The sequence below is a fragment of the Pseudonocardia wallangbongensis genome, assembly GCF_054486945.1.
This window is the reverse complement of record NZ_JBRERS010000001.1, coordinates 1,176,343-1,194,252: the sequence shown is the minus strand read 5'-3', so window position 1 is coordinate 1,194,252 and position 17,910 is coordinate 1,176,343. Positions and strand designations below refer to the sequence as shown.

At 71.3% G+C, this 17,910-nt stretch carries 19 protein-coding genes; 9 read left to right on the top strand and 10 right to left on the bottom strand.

What is annotated here, in order from left to right:
* The first annotated feature begins 92 nt into the window (after positions 1-92).
* Together ACU436_RS05625 and ACU436_RS05620 are read left to right on the top strand one after the other, a co-directional pair.
* On the top strand, positions 93-398 hold the full coding sequence (locus ACU436_RS05625; RefSeq protein ID WP_459022289.1) for a hypothetical protein: 306 nt from the start codon (positions 93-95) through the stop codon (positions 396-398).
* 125 nt (positions 399-523) lie between these two features.
* Complete coding sequence (locus tag ACU436_RS05620) at positions 524-709, top strand: hypothetical protein (RefSeq protein ID WP_459022287.1); 186 nt, start codon at positions 524-526, stop codon at positions 707-709.
* A gap of 58 nt (positions 710-767) precedes the next feature.
* Here ACU436_RS05620 and ACU436_RS05615 read toward each other — a convergent pair whose 3' ends face one another.
* From ACU436_RS05615 to ACU436_RS05600, 4 genes are all read right to left on the bottom strand, one after another.
* On the bottom strand, positions 768-1,415 hold the full coding sequence (locus ACU436_RS05615; RefSeq protein WP_459022285.1) for a nucleotidyltransferase domain-containing protein: 648 nt from the start codon (positions 1,413-1,415) through the stop codon (positions 768-770).
* 10 nt (positions 1,416-1,425) lie between these two features.
* Positions 1,426-3,039, bottom strand: coding sequence for an ABC transporter substrate-binding protein (locus ACU436_RS05610; protein WP_459022283.1), 1,614 nt, complete (start codon positions 3,037-3,039; stop codon positions 1,426-1,428).
* 198 nt (positions 3,040-3,237) lie between these two features.
* Entirely contained in the window at positions 3,238-4,128 is an 891-nt protein-coding gene (locus ACU436_RS05605; RefSeq protein WP_459022281.1) for a DUF6282 family protein, read from the bottom strand.
* A gap of 58 nt (positions 4,129-4,186) precedes the next feature.
* A complete protein-coding gene (locus ACU436_RS05600) occupies positions 4,187-5,269 on the bottom strand; it encodes an ABC transporter substrate-binding protein (RefSeq protein ID WP_459022279.1) in 1,083 nt (360 codons plus the stop codon).
* Positions 5,270-5,442: 173 nt separating this feature from the next.
* Between ACU436_RS05600 and ACU436_RS05595 the strand changes: the two genes are divergently transcribed.
* The 4 genes from ACU436_RS05595 (at position 5,443) to ACU436_RS05580 (ending at position 9,074) form a co-directional block, all read left to right on the top strand.
* The gene (locus ACU436_RS05595) at positions 5,443-6,261 is read left to right on the top strand and encodes an IclR family transcriptional regulator (RefSeq protein ID WP_459022278.1); all 819 of its coding nucleotides are present in this window, start codon (positions 5,443-5,445) and stop codon (positions 6,259-6,261) included.
* Positions 6,262-6,291: 30 nt separating this feature from the next.
* A complete protein-coding gene (locus ACU436_RS05590; protein ID WP_459022276.1) occupies positions 6,292-7,074 on the top strand; it encodes an ABC transporter ATP-binding protein in 783 nt (260 codons plus the stop codon).
* 12 nt (positions 7,075-7,086) lie between these two features.
* Complete coding sequence (locus tag ACU436_RS05585; protein WP_459022274.1) at positions 7,087-7,932, top strand: ABC transporter permease; 846 nt, start codon at positions 7,087-7,089, stop codon at positions 7,930-7,932.
* A 116-nt stretch (positions 7,933-8,048) separates the two neighbouring features.
* Positions 8,049-9,074, top strand: a complete 1,026-nt coding sequence (locus ACU436_RS05580; protein WP_459022272.1) for an aldo/keto reductase — start codon at positions 8,049-8,051, stop codon at positions 9,072-9,074.
* Between the two features lie 27 nt (positions 9,075-9,101).
* On the opposite strand, the gene ACU436_RS05575 is transcribed toward ACU436_RS05580, so the two are convergent.
* The 5 genes from ACU436_RS05575 to ACU436_RS05555 form a co-directional block, all read right to left on the bottom strand.
* A complete protein-coding gene (locus ACU436_RS05575; protein ID WP_459022270.1) occupies positions 9,102-9,599 on the bottom strand; it encodes a nuclear transport factor 2 family protein in 498 nt (165 codons plus the stop codon).
* Between the two features lie 129 nt (positions 9,600-9,728).
* Positions 9,729-11,189 (bottom strand): sulfatase family protein, encoded by a 1,461-nt coding sequence (locus ACU436_RS05570; protein ID WP_459022269.1) that lies wholly within the window; start codon positions 11,187-11,189, stop codon positions 9,729-9,731.
* A 31-nt stretch (positions 11,190-11,220) separates the two neighbouring features.
* Positions 11,221-12,051 carry a carbohydrate ABC transporter permease gene (locus ACU436_RS05565; protein WP_459022267.1) on the bottom strand — a complete coding sequence of 277 codons (831 nt, stop codon included), beginning with the start codon at positions 12,049-12,051 and terminating at the stop codon, positions 11,221-11,223.
* Entirely contained in the window at positions 12,048-12,977 is a 930-nt protein-coding gene (locus ACU436_RS05560; protein WP_459022266.1) for a carbohydrate ABC transporter permease, read from the bottom strand. The genes ACU436_RS05565 and ACU436_RS05560 overlap by 4 nt, the downstream gene beginning before the upstream one ends.
* A complete protein-coding gene (locus tag ACU436_RS05555; protein WP_459022264.1) occupies positions 12,974-14,395 on the bottom strand; it encodes an extracellular solute-binding protein in 1,422 nt (473 codons plus the stop codon). The genes ACU436_RS05560 and ACU436_RS05555 overlap by 4 nt, the downstream gene beginning before the upstream one ends.
* A 201-nt stretch (positions 14,396-14,596) precedes the next feature.
* On the opposite strand from ACU436_RS05555, the gene ACU436_RS05550 reads away from it, so the two are divergent.
* Positions 14,597-15,538, top strand: coding sequence for a sugar-binding transcriptional regulator (locus ACU436_RS05550; protein ID WP_459022263.1), 942 nt, complete (start codon positions 14,597-14,599; stop codon positions 15,536-15,538).
* Positions 15,539-15,670: 132 nt separating this feature from the next.
* Here the strand turns inward: ACU436_RS05550 and ACU436_RS05545 are convergent, their stop codons facing one another.
* Positions 15,671-16,459 carry a class I SAM-dependent methyltransferase gene (locus ACU436_RS05545; protein ID WP_459022261.1) on the bottom strand — a complete coding sequence of 263 codons (789 nt, stop codon included), beginning with the start codon at positions 16,457-16,459 and terminating at the stop codon, positions 15,671-15,673.
* Positions 16,460-16,529: 70 nt separating this feature from the next.
* Here ACU436_RS05545 and ACU436_RS05540 point away from each other — a divergent pair, with 70 nt between their 5' ends.
* Both ACU436_RS05540 and ACU436_RS05535 read left to right on the top strand, forming a co-directional pair.
* Entirely contained in the window at positions 16,530-17,117 is a 588-nt protein-coding gene (locus ACU436_RS05540; protein WP_459022258.1) for a CGNR zinc finger domain-containing protein, read from the top strand.
* A gap of 57 nt (positions 17,118-17,174) precedes the next feature.
* Positions 17,175-17,891 (top strand): GntR family transcriptional regulator, encoded by a 717-nt coding sequence (locus tag ACU436_RS05535; protein ID WP_459022256.1) that lies wholly within the window; start codon positions 17,175-17,177, stop codon positions 17,889-17,891.
* Positions 17,892-17,910 lie beyond the last annotated feature (19 nt).

The window sequence follows — 17,910 nt, the reverse complement described above, 5'->3', positions numbered from 1 at the left end:
TTGACGAACCACCAGCTAGGAGTGGATCGCCCATGGGGAACCTATCTCCTGAGCCAGCCGTATCCGAGCGCCCCACGCCGCCCTCGGCACCCGTGCTGCCGCCACCCGAGCAACCCCTGTGGCCCGTGCACGGCTCCGACAACTACTGGGCCCTCGCGCGGGAGCTGGCGAACAACGCAACCGCCATCGCCAAACTCCTGGCCGTGCACGTCCCCGACCTCCACGGCATGTGCCGCGCCTGCACCCGGCCCGGCACCGGCTACCGGCACACCCGGTGGCCGTGCCCGGTGGCCGCGCTGGCGTTGTTGGCACGCGACATCCGGGCCGGGACCGGCGCACGGAAGCTCGCAGTCGTTAACGCTGTCGCCGCCGGTCCCGAGGGGAGAAGTGATGAGTAGCCCACGGGCTCCCCCTCATCACCGTTCCCCGACAGGAGTGCGATGAACCAGCCGCAGCACGGCCAGACCTGGCACCCGCAGGCCCCGTACGGCCACCGGTGCGCCGACCGGGTGAAGGCGGACCGATGACCGGCGACAACGGGGCGCGGGCCGAGAGCGATGCGGAACGACGGTTGCCCGCTCGTGCGCGCCGCGTGGTGGACGGCGCGCCACTGTCGAGTGGGACGCAGCGCACCACGATCGCCGCCCTGTTCGCTCCGGCCGTACGCGAGCGGATGCGGGAAGCGCGGGAACGCGAGGGTCGGTCGTGAACGCCGAGCGCTGATCGTCCTGACCGGAGCTCCCTTCACGTCCGGGTCTCAGCGACATTCAGACGGGCGGCCCGAGGTGCTCCCGCCACGGGTGGTCCGGGTGGACGCGGTCGAGAGCGCCGGCGAGCCAGGCGCGGCGGTCGTCGTCGAGCACGGGGAGCACCGACCGCAGGTCCGCCTCGTCCTTCTCGCGCCGGTACTTGGCCTTGAACAGCAGGACGATCTCGGGGGCGAGGTGGGGGATGCCGTCGGCCGAGGCCAGCAGGGCCTCCCGCCACGGTCGCCGCAACGCCGGGTCGCGACGGCAGATCCACGTGTCACCGTCGTGCGACTCCCGGAAGACGTCGAGCAGGAACGCGTGCTCTGCAGGTGACCAGAGCCAGTTCTGGTGCGTCGCGGCGGTAGACGCCCCACCGTGGCGGTGCAAGCGGCCGTCGAGCGGGACGGCCCACTGCCACACCGGTTCGGGGAACGCCGCGAGCACCGCGGGGACGTCCGCGGCGAGCACGCTGATCTCGAGGTCGTCGTGGTCACGCGTCGGGTGGCCGAGATGGAGATCGATGGCCCAGCCGCCGGCGACGGCCCACCGGGCCGCCGGTACCGCGGCGGTGAGGGCGTCGGCCGCCTGGTGGGGTGTCCACGCCCGCCACGGCGTGAGCGCATCGTCGAAGGCGACGGGCCCGGACGTCAGATCGGGGAGCCGCATCCGAACAGCGTCACCGGTCCATCCACAGGGTCGCGTAGTGCATGTCGCGGGACGGGTACCGGACGACGCCCTTGACCTCGGGGCGGGTGATGGTGGACAGGAAGCCGCGGCTGAGCCAGCAGAACACCACGTCCTGGTTGACGATCTTCTCGACCTCCTTGTAGGCGACCGTCCGTTCGCCCTCGTCGAGGGTGCGGGCGCCGAGGTCCAGCAGCTGGTCCACCCGTGGGTTGGTGTACTTGCCGTAGTTCTGGTTGCCGGTCGTGTCCAGCAGGCGGACCGGGCCGGGGTAGGGGCTGTCGAAGGAGCTGACGGTGGTCGAGAGATCGAAGTCGCCGCTCTGCACCACCTGGGCCGCGTACTGCGCGAGGTCGTAGACCTCCACCTTCACCGTGATGCCGACGGCCGCGAGCTCGGCCTGGATGAACTGGGCGAAGTCGAGCCAGGTGGTGACGGTCTTGAACTCGATCTCGGTCGATCCGCCATCCGCCGCGTACTCCGCCACCAGTTGCCTGGCGCGCTCCGGGTCGTAGGTGGGCCACAGCTGCGACGCGGCGGCGTCGTGGTTGGGGCTGCCGCTCGCGAAGAGGCTGTCCGCGGGCACGATCTGGCTGCTGTAGTGCACGGCGGACAGCGCGCTCCGGTCGATCGCCCGGACGACGGCCTCGCGCATCCGGCGGTCGTCGAACGGGGGCCGCGCGAAGTTGAAGTACAGCAGCTCGCCGCCGTTCTGCTCGCCGTAATAGACGCGCAGTTCGGGGTTCTGGACCGCGCGCACCAGTTCCTCGTTGTACGCGCCGTAGATCAGGTCGACGTCGCCGTTCTGGATCGACGCGTACCGGCTCTCCGTGTCCGAGAGCGGGCGGAACTCGAGGCGGTCGAGATGGGGGAGGCCCGGCTGCCAGTAGTTCGGGTTGCGCTCCAGCACGATCCGCGAGTCCCGGATCCATTCGACGAACCTGAACGGGCCTGCTCCCACCGGGTGGCTACCGATGTCCGCTCCGTACTGCTGGAGCGCGGCGGGCGAGATGATCACGCCGAGGCTGCCGGTGCTGATCGGGGTGCCGAACATGACGGGGAAGGCGCCGAACGGCTCGTCGAGCGCGATCTCGAGGGTCAGCGGGTCGACCACGCGCATCGAGGTGATCCGCATGGCCAGCGCGTGCGCCGGCGAGGTCACCGTGTCGATGTGGCGTTGGATGTTGATCCGGACGGCCTCGGCGTCGAGCGGGGTTCCGTCGGTGAACACGACGCCATCGCGCAGGCCGAGGCGCCAGGTCCGGCCGTCGTCCGGGCTGTCCATCGACCTGGCCAGGTACGGCTGGGCGCTCCCGTCGGGGGCGATCCGGAGCAGGGTGTCGTAGACGGCGAACGCGGCGGCGTTGGAGTTCTGCACCGTGGTGTCGAAGCTGACGACCTCGCGGTCCATCCCGATGCGTGCGGTGCCGCCGGGCTCGGGTTCCCCCTCGGCGGCGGGCTCTCCGCCGTAGGGGTCGATCGAGGTGATGCGCGGCTGTTGCCCCGCCCCCGCGGCGATCTGAGCCGACCCGCAGGCCGGGAGCGCGAGTGCGGCCACGGCGATCAGTGCGGGGATCCAGCGGGCTCTCGACGGCACGTGCCTCATCGCAACTCCTCATCGAGTCCGGAGCACTGCTGCACGACCAGGAAGTTCGTTATACGGACACTCGTCCGAACCGCGAGATTAAGGCGCCGACGGATTTGATGTCAACGGCGCCGAGAAATGCCGGAGTCATCTGTTCTGCAGATACCGAACAATCCGGGGGAGGAATACCGGCCCGTTCCGCCTACCGCCGCCGGGCGATCAGTCGCTGAGCCCGAGCAGCCGGCTCGGGTTGTCGACGGTCATCCGGCGCAGGTCCTTCTCGGGCAACCCGAGGTCGAGCAGCGCGCCGCAGGTGCCCAGCCACGCGTCGACGGGGGTGGGGTTCGCGTGCTGGCCCGCGTCCGAGGCGAGCACCGTGTTCTCCGGGCCGATCCGGGAGATCCACTCCATCAGCGTCTCCGGCTCGAAGTGCCGGTTCTCCCGGCGCGGGTTGTACATCCCGACCTCGTGCTCGACGACGGCCCCGAGCCGCACGAACTCCTCGCAGGTCTCGGGTTCGGCGCCGATGACGAAGTTGGGGTGGCTGATGACCAACCGGTCCATCCCGGTCGCCCGCGCCTCGGTGAGCAGGACCCGGATCTGGTCGGGGTGCATGTGCCCGGCGTTGAGCACCGCGCCGGCCTCGCGGACGACGCCGAGTACCTCGCGGGCGTCCGCGGTCAGCTCGCCCCGGTCGGTGACGACGTCGATCCGGTCCACCGTGGTCGGCACCGCCGAGGTCGGGAACCGGTCCCCCTCCGGGTGGCACTCGATGTGCCGGCCCGAGCTGATCGTCGGGAACCACACGACCTTCCCGCCCATCCCGAGCGACAGCCGGACGGCGTGCGGGTTGATCCCGCCGACCGTGCTGTTGAGGGCGATCCCGCCGAACACCGCGGTCGGGATCGCGGCGAGCTGGTGCGCCTGGGCGTGCAGGTCCATCACCGTGCTGTGGTGGTGCGACTTCACCACCATCGCCCGCATGCGCAGCCGTTCCCAACCGTCCCGCGCCGCCTCGTGGTGCAGGAAGCGGCGGGGGTAGGGGCTGGGCCCGGAGTGGACGTGCATGTCGACCAGGCCACGCAGTGCGGAGACGACGGCGTCGGACATCTGGCGGGTCCTTCCTTGCGGCAACGCCGCGGATCGGTGCCGCACGGGCGGGACGTGATCAGGGGCCGACGGCCGGCTTCAGCTCCGCCGGGACGAAGTCGCCGATGGCCGCGCCGCGGCCGGGATCGAGGACGTCCTCGACGGCCGGCTTCTCGGTGATCAGCCCCGACTCGGCGGCCCAGTCGGCGAACGCGCTCACCGACTCCGGCGAGATCCTGGTCCAGGAGCTGCTACCGGGGTCGGGGATGAGCGCGCCGAGCCGGGTCTGCAGGTACTCGACCTGGTCGGCCACCACCTGCTGCTGGTCGCCACCGGGGGCGGGACGGGTCTCCGGCAGTGCCTCCCAGAGCACCTGGAGCGCCTCCTCGGGGTGCAGTCGCGCCCAGGCCAGGGTCTTGGCCACGGCGCGCCCGAAGCGCTCGAAGGTCTGGGGGTCGTCGGCGAGCGCCGAGCCCGAGGCCAGGAAGCCCCCGCCGAACAGCCTGTCCAGGCCGGCGACGGGGAGCTCGGTCAGCGACACGCCCTGGGAGCGCAGGCCCGTGTACTGGGTGTCCCAGAGCGCCAGCGCGTCGACGTCGCCGCCCCGGACGGCGGTGATCTGCTGGGCCCCGAGGCCGATCGGGACGAGGGTGACGTCCTTCTCGGTGAGTCCGACCGTCCGGAGCGCGGTGCGCAGGGTCGTCGCGCCGGTGCTGGCGGCGTTGCTGACGCCGATCCGCTTGCCCCGCAGGTCGGCGACCGTGGTGATGCCGGAGCCGTCCAGGGCGGCCAGACCGTAGATGAAGCGCCCGAAGAAGGGCTGGAAGTACTTCATGTCGGCCCCCTGCTGGGCCGCGATCATGACCGGTTCCGGGGTGGCGACCACGACGTCGGCATTGCCCCCGATGAGCTGCTGGACGGCCTCGGTGCCGGACTTCACGGTGCTGAAGTTCGCCGAGACGCCCTCCTGCTGCAGGAATCCGAGCCGGTCGGCGACGGTGATCATCCCCGTGTCCGCGCTCCACGACTGCGCGGTGACGATGACGTCGAGCGTGCCCGCGGGGGAGCCGGACTCGTCGGCGCCGCATGCTGCGACGCCGACGAGCGCGGCGGCAGCGGCGATGACGGCGCCGAGGCGGCGCGGCACGGTGCTGCTGAACATGGGAAGCCTGCCTTCATGGGAGGAGTCCGGGGGCGGGGTCGCGGCAGCGACGTCCGCATGGCGAACTATATGTTCGCGATGAGACAAGTCAAGGGTCCGCTGCCCTTGCTGGGTCGCGGCGTTGCCGGATACCTTCGCAACCTCACGTTCGCAATACGATCTCGGGAGTCCGCATGAGTGGCGAGACAGTGCCGTTCACCGACGCCGCCGCTCGGCCGAGCGGTGACATCCAGGCGGTGTCGCGGACCGCGCAGATCCTCGCGCTGTTCGGGCCGGCGCGGCCGACGCTCACGGTCGTCCAGGGCGCCACGCTGCTCGGCCTCAACCGGACCACGACCAACCGCTACTTCATGTCGCTGACCGCGGCCGGTCTCCTGGAGCGGTGCCCGGACCAGCAGGCGTCGTTCCAACCGTCACGGCTGCTGTACCAGCTGGGGGCGTTCGCGCTCGGCAAGCAGCAGCTGACCGAGATCGCGCCACCGGTGATGCGCGAGCTGTCGGCCGACGCGCAGCTCACGGTCGCCGTGGCCCTCTGGGGGGCGAGCGGCCCGGTGGTCGTCCACGTGGAGCAGCACATGAACTGGGGAGCGGCGGTCACGGTCCGGGTCGGGCAGCAACTCGCCGGCGACGCGGCCCAGACGCAGGTGTTCCTGGCGTTCCTCCCCGACCGGTTCGCCGTCGAACGCCTGCTCGGAAGCGTGCCCGGAGCCCAGCGCGACGACCTGGGCGAGCGGGTCGAACAGGTCCGCGTCTCCGGGACCGGGTATGCCGCGACGCCGGCCGGGGTGGCCATCCTCGCCGCGCCGGTCTTCGGGGCCCAGGGCATCTGCGCCACCATCGCGCTGGTCGGCACGACCACCGTGCTGGCCCCCGGGCGCGCCGCCCGCGAGGTGGAGATGCTCACCGCCGCCGCCTACCGGCTGACGGACCTGATGGGTGGGTCGTGGCCACTTCCGGAACCGAGGTCCGCTGCCGAACCCGGCAGCGCCTGACCCCGCGACAGCCCGCACGGAGGAGTGCAGATGTCCCTGGTGACGACCGACGCCGTTGCCCTGAGCGGCGTGCACAAGAGCTACCACACCAAACGGGGCGACCAGGTCGTCGCGCTCGACGCCATCGACCTCGCCATCCCGCAGGGCGAGTTCGTGTCCATCGTGGGGCCCAGCGGTTGCGGCAAGAGCACCTTGCTCAAGATCGTCCTGGGTCAGACGCTCCCCACCGCCGGGGCCGTCACGTTCGGTGGGGAGCTGACCGAGGGGCGGCACCGGCTCGGGATGGTCTTCCAGCAGGCGCTGCTGCTGCCGTGGCGCACCGTCCGCCAGAACCTGCTGCTCTCGCACGACCTCAACGGCACGCCGCCCGGTGGATCGGACGCCGTCGCCGACGCGATGCTGCTCAAGCTCGGGTTGCAGGACTTCGCCGACAAGTACCCGAACGAGCTGTCGGGTGGCATGCAGCAACGGGTCGGGATCGGCCGGGCGCTGGTGCACGACCCGCAGATCCTGATGATGGACGAGCCGTTCGGCGCCCTCGACGCGCTGACCCGTGACCAGCTCGGCATGGACCTGCTCGAGATCTGGGAACGGGACCGCAAGACGGTCCTGTTCGTCACGCACAGCGTCCCGGAATCGGTGCTGCTGTCCGACCGGGTGGTCGTCATGACCCCCCGGCCGGGCCGGATCGCCGAGATCATCGACGTCGACCTGCCCCGGCCGCGGGAGCTCTCCACGATCAACACCCCCGAGTTCGGGACGTACGTGAGCCGGATCCGCCGGCTGCTCGACTCCGAACACAGCGCGCACTGAACGGGAGACCCCATGACGACGACGTCCGATGTCCCGGTCCCGCCGACCGTCACCGCTCCCGGCCCGCCGGCGCCCCGCCGCCTGGTCGACCGGCCCGGCTGGGTGCTCGCCGCCGGGCTGGCGATCCTGGTGCTGCTCGCCTGGGAGGCTGCGGTCGTCGTCTTCGACGTCTCCCCCCTCATCGTGCCCCCGCCGTCGGCGGTCGTGGTGTCCCTCGCGGCCGGGCTCGCGGACGGCACGCTGATCACGCACGCGTGGGTCACGCTGCAGGAGATCCTGCTCGGCTTCGCCGCCGCCGTGGTGGCGGCGCTGACGGTCGCGTTCCTCGTCACCCAGTCCCGGCTGGTCGACAAGGCCGCGTTCCCGCTGGTGGTCGCCACGCAGACGATCCCGAAGGTAGCGATCGCGCCGGTCCTGCTGATCTGGTTCGGCACCGGGATGACGTCCAAGGTGGTCACCACCGCCCTGCTGGCCTTCTTCCCACTGCTGATCAACGCCATCCAGGGCCTGCGCTCGACGGACCCGGACCAGATCGCGATGTTCCGCGCCTTCGGCGCGAGTCGGGGACAGATCTTCCGCCGCCTGCAGTTCCCCAGCGCGCTGCCGAACATCGTCGCCGGGCTCGACGTCGCCGCGGTCTTCGCGGTGACCGGGTCCGTCGTCGCGGAGTTCGTCGGGTCCACCGCCGGGCTCGGCTACATCATCCAGGCCACCAACTACACCCTCGACGTGTCCCGGACCTTCGCCGTCCTCGTGATGCTGTCGGCGATCGGGCTGTGCCTGCACTTCGTCATCATCGGGCTCGGGAGGCGGCTCGTGTTCTGGGCCCACGACCTGGCCCGGCCCGACCACCACTGACCGACGCGGCCGTCTCCGGTCGGTGGCCGAGATCACCCGCCACCGGACGGCTCGGGCGACAGGATGTGCGGGGTGGGTCGCGACCCCCAGCGGCGGCCCCCGTGGAGGACAGCGGAATGGAATATCGCACGCTCGGCGGCACCGGAACGATCGTGTCGTCCCTGTGCCTGGGCACCATGACGTTCGGCAAGGAGAGCACGGAGGAGGTGTCGCACGCGCAGCTGGACCGGTTCGTGGAACGGGGCGGCAACTTCGTCGACACCGCCAACGTCTACTCCCGCGGCGTCTCCGAGGAGATCGTCGGACGCTGGTTGAAGGAGCGGGCGGGCGCCCGTGACCAGGTGGTCATCGCGACGAAGGGCCGCTTCGCGATGGGGGAGGGGCCCAACGACGTCGGGCTGAGCCGGGTGGGGCTGACCCGCGCCCTGGAGGCGAGCCTCCGGCGGCTCCAGGTCGACTCCGTCGACCTCTACCAGGCGCACGCATGGGATGCGTTGACGCCGCTGGAGGAGACGCTCCGGTTCTTCGACGACGCCGTGCGCGCCGGCAAGATCCGGTACGCCGGGGTCAGCAACTTCCTGGGCTGGCAGCTGCAGAAGGCCGCGATGCTCACCGACTTCCTCGGCCTGGCCCCGATCGCCACGCTCCAGCCGCAGTACAACCTCCTGGTCCGCGAGATCGAGCTGGAGCTCACGGACGTCTGCGAGAACGAGAGCATCGGCATCCTGCCGTGGTCGCCGCTCGCCGGGGGCTGGCTGACCGGCAAGTACCGCCGCGACGAGGCCCCGACGGGTAACAGCCGGCTCGGCGACGACCCCGAGCGGGGCATGGAGGCCTACGCCCGGCGCAACTCCCGGGAGCGGACGTGGCAGGTCATCGACGCGGTCGGCAAGATCGCCGAGTCGCGCGGGGTGTCGATGGCGCAGGTCGCGCTGGCCTGGACCGCGGACCGGCCGGCGGTCACCTCGGTGATCCTCGGTGCCCGCACGGTCGGGCAGCTCGACGACAACCTGGCCGCGGCCGGTCTACACCTGTCCGACGAGGAGACCCAGGTGCTGGACGAGGCCAGCGACCCGGTCGTCGGCGACTACCCGTACGGCGTCCCCGGGCGCCAGCAGCGCGCCAGGGGACGGGAGCTCTGACCGCGCGCCAGTCCGACCGGCACACGATCAACGACGCAGGAGCCTGCGCCTTCCGAGGAACGGCCCGAGCCCGGACCGCCACCACGGCAGCCAGGCGGACGGCCGGCACACCACCGCCTGGATCAGCGGACCCGAGTCGAAGAAGGAGTCCCGGCGGAGGACCGTGCCGGTCGGCGTGAGCCACAGCTTGTCGACCGCACGGAACTCCAGGGGTTTCCCACCGAGCGTCGCGCTGAGCCGGAGCTCGATGAACATGACGTCCTCGTGGCCCGCCCAGCTCACCACGTCGCCGCGGATGTCGGGAAGCAGCGTCACGATGCGTTGTGCCTCGTCGTGCCACGTCCGTCGGGTCGTGCCGGGCTGCGTCAGCGGTTGGTTGAGTTCGATGTTCTCCGACATGAGCGTGTCCCACGCACGCGGATCGGGGGTGTCCCAGCCCTTGGCGAACGCGGCGAGGACCCATTCATGGACCCTCGGCCAGCCGGTCGTCATGGCATAGGTGCGGACGTCGTCGTCGGTGGTCACCGCGTCCTCCTCGGGGAGCTGCGTCGGGCGAGCGAGGCGACTGGAACTTACCTCGTTCGCGCGACTTCATGATCCGACGGCGCCCGCCCAATCTGCCCGGCTCCTCCTCGTCGACGTTCGCCCGGCCCGCTACCAGGGATGGGTCCGGACCGCGGACCGATCTTCCAGCGCGACTCCGACGTCCACCAGCGTGGTGAGCATGCGTGCCTGCACCGGGGCGTGCGCCGGGTCGTCCCACAGGTTGTGCAGTTCGTCCGGGTCGGCCGCGAGGTCGTACAGCTCTCCGGTGGCCGGGCGGGCCGTCGCGGGCTCCCCGTGCCAGAGGACGAGCTTGTGGTCGCCGGCACGCAGCATCGTCGTGAGGACCTCGGGGTCGTAGCCGTACCCGGAGTCGCGGTACTCGGACAGGGCGTACTCCCGTGCCGGCTGCTCCCCGCGGGCGACACCGACCAGGTCCGTCCCCTGGTCGAGCGCCGTCTGCGGGAGCCCGGCGGCGGTGCGCACGGTCCGCGCGATGTCGTGCACCCCGACGAAGCCGTCGACGCGCTCCGCCGCGGGGACGCGCCCCGGCCAGGAGACGATCATGGGAACGTGGACGGCGCCCTCGTACATCATCGGGCCCTTGAGGAGCATGGCGTGGTCGCCGAGCATCTCCCCGTGGTCGCTGGTGAAGATCACGAGGGTGTCCTCGGCGCGCCCCCGGTCCCGCAGCGCCTGCATGATCCGCCCGACGCAGTCGTCGACGAGCGTCACCATCGCGTAGTAGGTCCGGCGGATCCGGTCGATGCCGTCGGCGTCGAAGTCGGTGAACGACGGCCCGTGCCCGGCGTAGCTGCAGCACGAGGCCTCGGTCTGGAAGTCCGGCTTGCCCGCCAGCTCGTCGGGCCCACCGACGGGCGGCGGCACCGAGCCGGGCGGGTACCGGTCCAGGTACTCCTGCGGCGCGACGAACGGGTGGTGCGGGTCGAAGAAGTTGGCCAGCAGGAAGAACGGCTGGTCGTCGGAGGTCGTCTGCAGGAACTCCTGCACCTCCTCGGTGACCCACGTCGAGTAGTGCGCCTCGGTCGGCATGGCGTCGAACGCGGTGTCGGCGTGGACGAAGTCGGTCTTCTCCGGCGTCACCACGTCGCCGGACGCCCGTGCCCACAGCTCGGGGTGCCGCCGCTTCAGCCACTGGTGGTAGGCGTTCTCGGGCGAGCCGTGGAACGGGTCGTGGGCCCAGCGGAACACCTCGAACCCGTCCTTCAGCCGCTGCTCGGTCCGGCCCTGGAAGGCGGGTGCGAGGTGCATCTTCCCGACGAGGCCGCACCGGTAGCCCGCGTCGGCGAGCTCCCGCGACACCATGTGCTCGTCGTCCGGCAGCGTCACGCCGTTGGCCCACAGGCCGTGGCTGCGCGGGTACCGGCCGGTGAGCATCGACGCGCGCGTCGGCGAGCAGACGGGGCTGGGGGCGTAGCAGCCGTCGAAGACGGCGCCCGAGTCCGCCAGCTCCTGCAGGTGCGGGGTGATCGCCGCGCTGCCCGGGTGGGTGGAGATCGCGTCGTAGCGGTGCTGGTCGGTGCAGATGACGAGGATGTTCGGTCGGTTCACGGGGAGGAGGTCTTTCCGTCGTCGGTCATGATCATTTGACGCTTCCGGCGGACAGGCCGCCGACCATGTACTTGCCGAACGTCACTGCCAGCAGGATCAGCGGGAGCGACAGCAGCACGACGCCGGCCATCACCTGGTTCCACTGCAGCGTGTAGCTGCCGAGGAACTGCTGGAGCGCGAGCGGGATCGTCCCGGCCCGGCTGCCCGTCAGCACGAGCGGGAACAGGAAGTTGTTCCAGGCGAACAGGAAGGTCATGATCGTCACGGAGGCGACGCCGGGCCGGGCCACCGGGAGGATCACCGTGAGCAGCGTCCGCAGCGGGCCCGCACCGTCGATGGCGGCCGCCTCGTCGATCTCCATCGGGACGCCGTCCAGGAAGACCTTGAGCAGGATCGTCGCCAGCGCGACGTTGTAGGGCAGGTAGACGATCAGCAGGGCGAGCAGGGTGTCGTTGAGGCCGAGCCCGTTGAAGATCGCGTAGGCGGGGATGCTCAGCCCGATGGCCGGCAGCGCGCGGGCGAACAGCAGCCAGAACCCGACGACGCCCGCCGACGAGGACCGCGCGCGGCTCAGCGCGTAGGCCGCGGGCAGCGCGATGACGAGCGCGAGCAGCGAGGACCCGATGCTGGTCTGCACGCTGTTGAGCAGCGGCCCGAGGAACGAGTACTCCACGAACAGCGACCGGAAGTTGTCCAGCGTCGGGACGAAGATCCACTGCGGCGTGGGCCGCGCGGTGACGATGCGGGGCTGGAAGGCCGTCAGGACCGCGTAGAGGATCGGGACGACGAAGAACGCGAACAGCAGGACGAGGTAGGCGTGGGCCAGCCCCACCGCGGCCGAGCGCCGGCGGACGGCCCTCACAGCCGGGCCTCCACCCGTCGTTGCCAGGCGAGCAGGAGCCCGACGCAGGCGACGGTGAAGACCACCACGACCACGGCGACGGCCGCGCCCGTGCCGAACTGCAGCTCCCCGAAGAACAGCTGGTAGTTGTAGTAGGTGAGCAGCTGGGTGCTCGTGCCCGGGCCGCCGCGGGTCAGGGCGTAGATCGTGGGGAAGACCTGGATCGCGTCGATGAACCGCAGCAGGGCCACCGAGAGGATCGCCGGAGTGATCATCGGGAGGACGATCCGGCGGGCCACGGCGATCGGACCGGCCCCGTCCAGCGCGGCCGCCTCGCGCACGTCGTCCGGCACCGCGGTGAGGGCGGCCAGCGTGAGCAGGATGACGAACGGCGTGTACTGCCACACGTCGATCCCGATGATCACGGCCATCGCGGACGCGGCGCTCGTCAGCCACGCCTGCTCGATCCCCACGAGTCCCAGGTAGTAGGACACGAGCCCGATGTCGCCCTGCAGCAGGAACTTGAAGACCAGCGCGACGGCGATCGGCGGGAGCACGGCGGGCCACAGCAGCAGCATCCGCACCAGCGACCCGCCCGGGACCAGCCGGTCCAGCAGCATCGCCGTGAAGATCCCGAGCACCAGCTCCAACGCGAGCGCGCCCACCAGGAACACGACGATCAGGCCGATCGACTGCCAGAACGCGCCGGAGGAGAACACCGCCGCGTAGTTGCCCAGGCCCTGCGGCGTGGACAGCCCGAGCTCGCCCGCCGGCGTGCCCAGCGAGAGCACGACGGTGTACAGCAGCGGGACGACCGTCGTGAGCGCGAGCACGGCGACGAGCGGCGTCAGGAACGCGCGCTGCCAGCGCGGCCCGTAGCGCGCCTGCGGCGAGGGCTCGGGGCATGCCGCCTCGGGCGTGGCGCGGGCCGGCGCGGGTGCCGTCACGCGGTGCCCATCGCGGCGGTGGCCGCGGCGATCGCGGCCTCGGCGCTGATCTGGCCGGTGACCGCCCTGCTCAGCTCCTCGCTGATCCGCTGCCCGACGGTGTTCCAGTCCGGCGTGGCGGGCAGGTAGTTGGGGTCGCCCGACAGCGGGCTGATCCCGCCGTTGTTGGCGAGGTCGATGGTCGCCGTGACCGACGGGACGAAGTTGTCGAAGCCGTACTTCTGCTGGTACTCCGGCGACTGGTAGACCGCCGCCAGCGGGGGCGTCGAGAACGCGACGTCGCCGGTCGCGGCGGCCGTGAGGGTGCGCTCCAGCGTCGCCCACTGCGCGAACAGCCACGCGGCGTCCTTCTTCGCGCTGTTCTGCGCGACCCCCCAGCCGTGCGCGTTGTACGGGACGTACTGGCCACCCCGGTCGGCGGGGATGACGAAGGTTCCGACCTTGCCCGCTGCCTGCGACGCCGCGGGGTCGTTGTAGGTGCCCCCGAACACGGCGCCCTCCTGGACGATGGCGACCTGGCCCGCGGTGAACGCGCGCGTGACGTCCTCGACGCTCCAGTTCGTCGCACCGCTCGGGGCGTACTCGCGCAGCAGCTGGGAGTACAGGTCGAGCGCGGTGACCGCGGCGTCGCTCTGCAGCGCGACGCCGCTGTAGGCCCCGTTCTCGTAGCGCGAGTAGTAGGAGCCACCGAACGCGTAGAGCCAGGCCGACCAGACGAACATCAGCTGGGACGTGCTCGGGGCGCTGCGCAGCGCGATCGCGGCCGTCGTGCCGTCGTGGATCCGCGCGCAGACGTCGCGCAGCTCGGTGAAGGTGCTCGGCGGCCCGCTGATGCCCTTCGCCTCGAACACGTCGGTGCGGTAGTAGAAGATCTGCGTCCCGAGGAAGGACGGTGCCGCGTACAGCGCGCCGCCCACGGAGAGCAGGTCGGTGGTGCCCTTCCCGTAGGCGGCCGGGTCCCACGTGGGCATCGCGGTGGGTGCGGACGCCCGCAGGTCCGTCAGCGACGCCAGCCACGAGCGCTCGACGTAGGTCGGCACGAGGCCCGACGTCGTCTGCACCACGTCGTAGCCGCCGGAGCCGGACCCGAGCGCGACCGCGGCCTTGTTGGCCGCGGACTGCTCGTCGAGCCCCGTCCAGTCGACGGTGATGCCGGTCAGCTCGGTGAACTGCCCCGCGAGCGCGTGGATCGCCTCGGCCTGCGGCGCCGCGTAGGCGAGCACGCTGATGCTCCCGCCGCCCAGCTTCGCGCCCGCGTCCCTCAGGAAGCCCTCGACGTCACCACCCAGCGTCGGCGCGTCGGCGGGAGCGCTGCCGGCCCCGCCCGCGGCACAGCCCGACACGGTGAGCGCCCCGGCGAGGCCCATCCCGAGCTGGAGCATGCGCCTGCGGGTCAGCTCACGGGGCAGGTCGGTCATGTCTCCTCCTCGGGCCTCGTCGAGCGTCGCCAGTTCGTGCTCGAACGAGCATCATGATCCGGATACTCTGCTGCAGTGAAATCGCTGCGACCTGGTCAGTCAAGGCGAGAAGCGAATCCGCTCAAACGAGCGCATCTTGCGCGCTCGAACGTGCACGGGCAGGCTGCGCGCTGTCGGCGGAGCGGTGGAGGAGGCTGACCCATGGACGCCGTGCCCATGCGCGACGCCGTGCTCATGGCGAACGTCGCCCGCCGCTACTACCTCCGGTCGCAGTCCAAGCAGGAGATCGCCGACACCCTCGGCATCAGCCGATTCAAGGTTGCGCGCCTGCTCACCGCGGCGCTCGAGACCGGCATCGTCCGCATCCAGGTCGGCCTGCCGGGCGAGTCGGACGGGGCGCTGAGCGAGGAGCTGCGCCGGACGTTCTCGCTGGACCGGGTCGTCGTCCTCGAGGACATCGAAGAGTCGCCCCGCGCGCTGCTGCGGCGGCTCGGGCAGGCCGCGCTGGAGGTGCTCGGCGAGATCCTGACCAAGGACGACGTGCTGGGGCTCGCCTCGGCCCGCCCGCTGCTGGCGATGGGGGACGACGTCACCGCCTTCCCGGCCTGCCCCGTCGTCCAGCTCACCGGTGCGGTCTCGAGGCCGGACGCCCGCGACATCATCCAGACGATCCGGGCGCTGACCGAGGTGGGCGGCGGCGAGGCGCACGTCTTCTACGCCCCGATCATCGGGTCGGAGCCGACCACCGGGATGCGGCGGCAGCCCGACGTCCGGCAGGCCTTCGCCCTGCTCCCGGACGTCAGCGTCGCTGTGCTCGGCATCGGTTCGTGGGAGCCCGGCCTGTCCACCGTCCACGACGCGATCGACGAGGACCAGCGCCGCGCCCTCACCGAGGCCGGGGTCACCGCGGAGATCGCGGGGATCTACCTCGACGACGCGGGAGCCCCCGTCGCCAACGTCCTCACCGGGCGGACCCTGACCCCCAGCCTGCCCGAGCTGCTACGCATCCCCGCCCGGTTCGGCGTCACCTTCGACGCCCGCAAGGCGCGGGCGGTGCGCACCGCGATCCGCGGCAAGCTGATCAACAACCTCATCACCCACCGCGCGCTCGCCGAGGAGATGCTCACCTTCGCGGACGCGTGAAGCCGACTTCGCACACCCAGCACCGACTTCGCACAAGGCGGGCCTTGTGCGAAGTCCACGCTGGATGTGTGAAGTGCCCGCGGAGGCCGCCTCCGGTGGCGCTTCGCCCGGCCGGCCCGACGGTGCCCCGTGTCAGCGCACGGCGGCGATGACCTGGTCGTCGCCGACCTGCCAGAGGGGTGCGGCCGCGGTGTATCCGGCCTCCCGGAGGAGTGCGATGTGCTCGGTCACGCTGAGCCGGTTGCTGTGGTGCTTCCGGCCGTCGGTACCACCGGTCGAATCCGGTGTGGCGGCCTCGTTGCCGCGCGACGTGGCGAGGGCGGCCAGGCGCTCGTCGGTCAGCGCGGCGCTCCACCAGTCACTCCAGTTCTCCCGTCCGTCGACCCCGGCCCGGGCGACATCGCCGGCGGTGACGGCGGCCCCGAGCGAATCCAGCCGGGCGTCCGCGAGCGCGAGGTGGTCACCGTTGACGAAGACTCCTCCCGGCCGGGTCCGGGCGGCGAGCGTGCGGTAGAGCTTGGCCAGCTGTTCCGGGCGCAGCCAGTGCAGCGCCGTGGTGGACACCGCCACGTCGACCGTCGCGGGCATTGCATCGACCCAGGCCGACGTCGTGAGGTCGGCCCGGAACCAGGTCGCGATCGCGCCGTAGTGCGCGGCGGCCAGCCCCAGCAGCAGGGGGTCGGCGTCGACGCCGATGAACGTGGCGGCGGGAAGCCGCTCGCTCAGGCGGGCCGTCAACGAACCCGGCCCGCACCCCAGGTCGACGATCGTCGGCCTCGCGACCCCGGCGACCGCCGCCGCGACCACGTCCGCCATCACGGCGAACCGCTCCTCGCGGCTGGCCATGTACCCCTCCTGCTGGGCGTCCCAGCGTGCGATCCACTCCGCCGCGACCTGCGAGGAGACCAGAGTGTCGGTCACCGGTGCATCCATCGTCTCTCCCGTCACTGCCGATAGGGTATTGAGCAGTGACGACGATATGGGGAGGGGTGTGACCGGTCAAGTGAACTTCGACAGTCATACAAGCGATGTGGTCTCGGCGGCGGTCGGAGCGGTCAACCTGCTCACGCCCGGGTGGAGTCGCGGGAAGCCGTACGTGCCGACGACGTCCCCGGACGCGATCGCCCAGGTCATGGTGCTCGCGGACCAGCGCCGGCAGCGCGTTCCCGGCGATGCGGACGTGACGGAGCTGCGCGGCTACGCGGAGCGCCTCTACGCCGTGTTCGGAGCCGTCGAGGCGGGCGACATGGATGCCGCGTGCACCGCCGTGAACCGGCTGCTCGCCGACACGCGCGCGGCGCCCGTGCTGGCGCGCCACGGCGAGGATCCGTGGCACCTGCACTTCCACGCCCCGGACGCCGGTTGGGCCCGCAGCTGGGCCGCCTCGATGGCCACCGCGGTCGCGATGGTCCTGGGGAGTGCTTGGGCCGACCGGTTCGGCGTCTGCTCGGCGGCGGAGTGCGACCGGGTGTTCGTGGACGCGTCGCGCAACGGCGGCAAGCGGTTCTGCTCGACCGCGTGCCAGAACCGCGTCAAGGCCGCAGCCTTCCGGGCCCGCCGCCGGGACGCCGGGATGTGAGGTCCGAGCCCGCCTGACTCACTTGACCGGTCAAATCACGAGTTGTACGGTCAAAACATGGCAGCGTTGCCGCTCTACCTCCAGATCCGGCGGGGGATCGAAGAGAAGATCCAGACAGGAGCCCTGGCTCCGGGCGCACGGCTGCCCACCGAGAAGGACCTCAGCAGCCAGTACGGCGTCAGTCGTGCCACGGCCCAACGCGTTCTCAACGAGCTGGCGGGCGCGGGTCTGGCCGTCCGCCGCCGGCGGCGTGGCACCTTCGTCGCGCACGTCACGCCGCAGATCAACCTGCTGAGCTACGCCGCGCCCGAGATCGCCCAGAAGGGGATGCCGGGCCGGCACGATGTCATCTCCGCACGGGTCGTCCGGGCCGGCGACGCGGTGCTCCAGCTCCCCGGCGCCGCCGCCGACACCGCGGTGGTGGAGCTGGTCCGCGTCAAGTTGGACGCACAGGAGCGCCAGCACGCGGTCGAACGGCACGTCATCCTGTTCTCGGCCGCTCCCGACCTGCTCGACGAGGATCTCGAGCAGCTCATCACCATGCGGTACTACCGCAGCAGGGGCACGCCGATCGACACGGTCCGGGTCTACCTCGACCCGGTGGGCCTGAGCGAGTACGACGCCGAGCTCCTGGGCTGCGAGGTCGGCACGCCGTCCTTGATGAGGCGCCGGGAGTCGCGGGCCCACGACGGGAGCGGTGTCGAGGTGGTCGCCACCGTCGTCCGCCCAGGAGCTGCGCAGTTCTTCGTGGAAGTTCCCTTTTCTGCCATCTGAACAGTCGTGCCCTGGAGAG

Excerpts from the sequence above, each read along its gene's own strand:
- ACU436_RS05620 (WP_459022287.1), top strand. The coding sequence starts at position 524 with ATGACCGGCGACAACGGGGCGCGGGCCGAGAGCGATGCGGAACGACGG.
- ACU436_RS05615 (WP_459022285.1), bottom strand. The coding sequence starts at position 1,415 with ATGCGGCTCCCCGATCTGACGTCCGGGCCCGTCGCCTTCGACGATGCG.
- ACU436_RS05610 (WP_459022283.1), bottom strand. The coding sequence starts at position 3,039 with ATGAGGCACGTGCCGTCGAGAGCCCGCTGGATCCCCGCACTGATCGCC.
- ACU436_RS05605 (WP_459022281.1), bottom strand. The coding sequence starts at position 4,128 with ATGTCCGACGCCGTCGTCTCCGCACTGCGTGGCCTGGTCGACATGCAC.
- ACU436_RS05600 (WP_459022279.1), bottom strand. The coding sequence starts at position 5,269 with ATGTTCAGCAGCACCGTGCCGCGCCGCCTCGGCGCCGTCATCGCCGCT.
- ACU436_RS05595 (WP_459022278.1), top strand. The coding sequence starts at position 5,443 with ATGAGTGGCGAGACAGTGCCGTTCACCGACGCCGCCGCTCGGCCGAGC.
- ACU436_RS05590 (WP_459022276.1), top strand. The coding sequence starts at position 6,292 with ATGTCCCTGGTGACGACCGACGCCGTTGCCCTGAGCGGCGTGCACAAG.
- ACU436_RS05585 (WP_459022274.1), top strand. The coding sequence starts at position 7,087 with ATGACGACGACGTCCGATGTCCCGGTCCCGCCGACCGTCACCGCTCCC.
- ACU436_RS05580 (WP_459022272.1), top strand. The coding sequence starts at position 8,049 with ATGGAATATCGCACGCTCGGCGGCACCGGAACGATCGTGTCGTCCCTG.
- ACU436_RS05555 (WP_459022264.1), bottom strand. The coding sequence starts at position 14,395 with ATGACCGACCTGCCCCGTGAGCTGACCCGCAGGCGCATGCTCCAGCTC.
- ACU436_RS05550 (WP_459022263.1), top strand. The coding sequence starts at position 14,597 with ATGGACGCCGTGCCCATGCGCGACGCCGTGCTCATGGCGAACGTCGCC.
- ACU436_RS05535 (WP_459022256.1), top strand. The coding sequence starts at position 17,175 with ATGGCAGCGTTGCCGCTCTACCTCCAGATCCGGCGGGGGATCGAAGAG.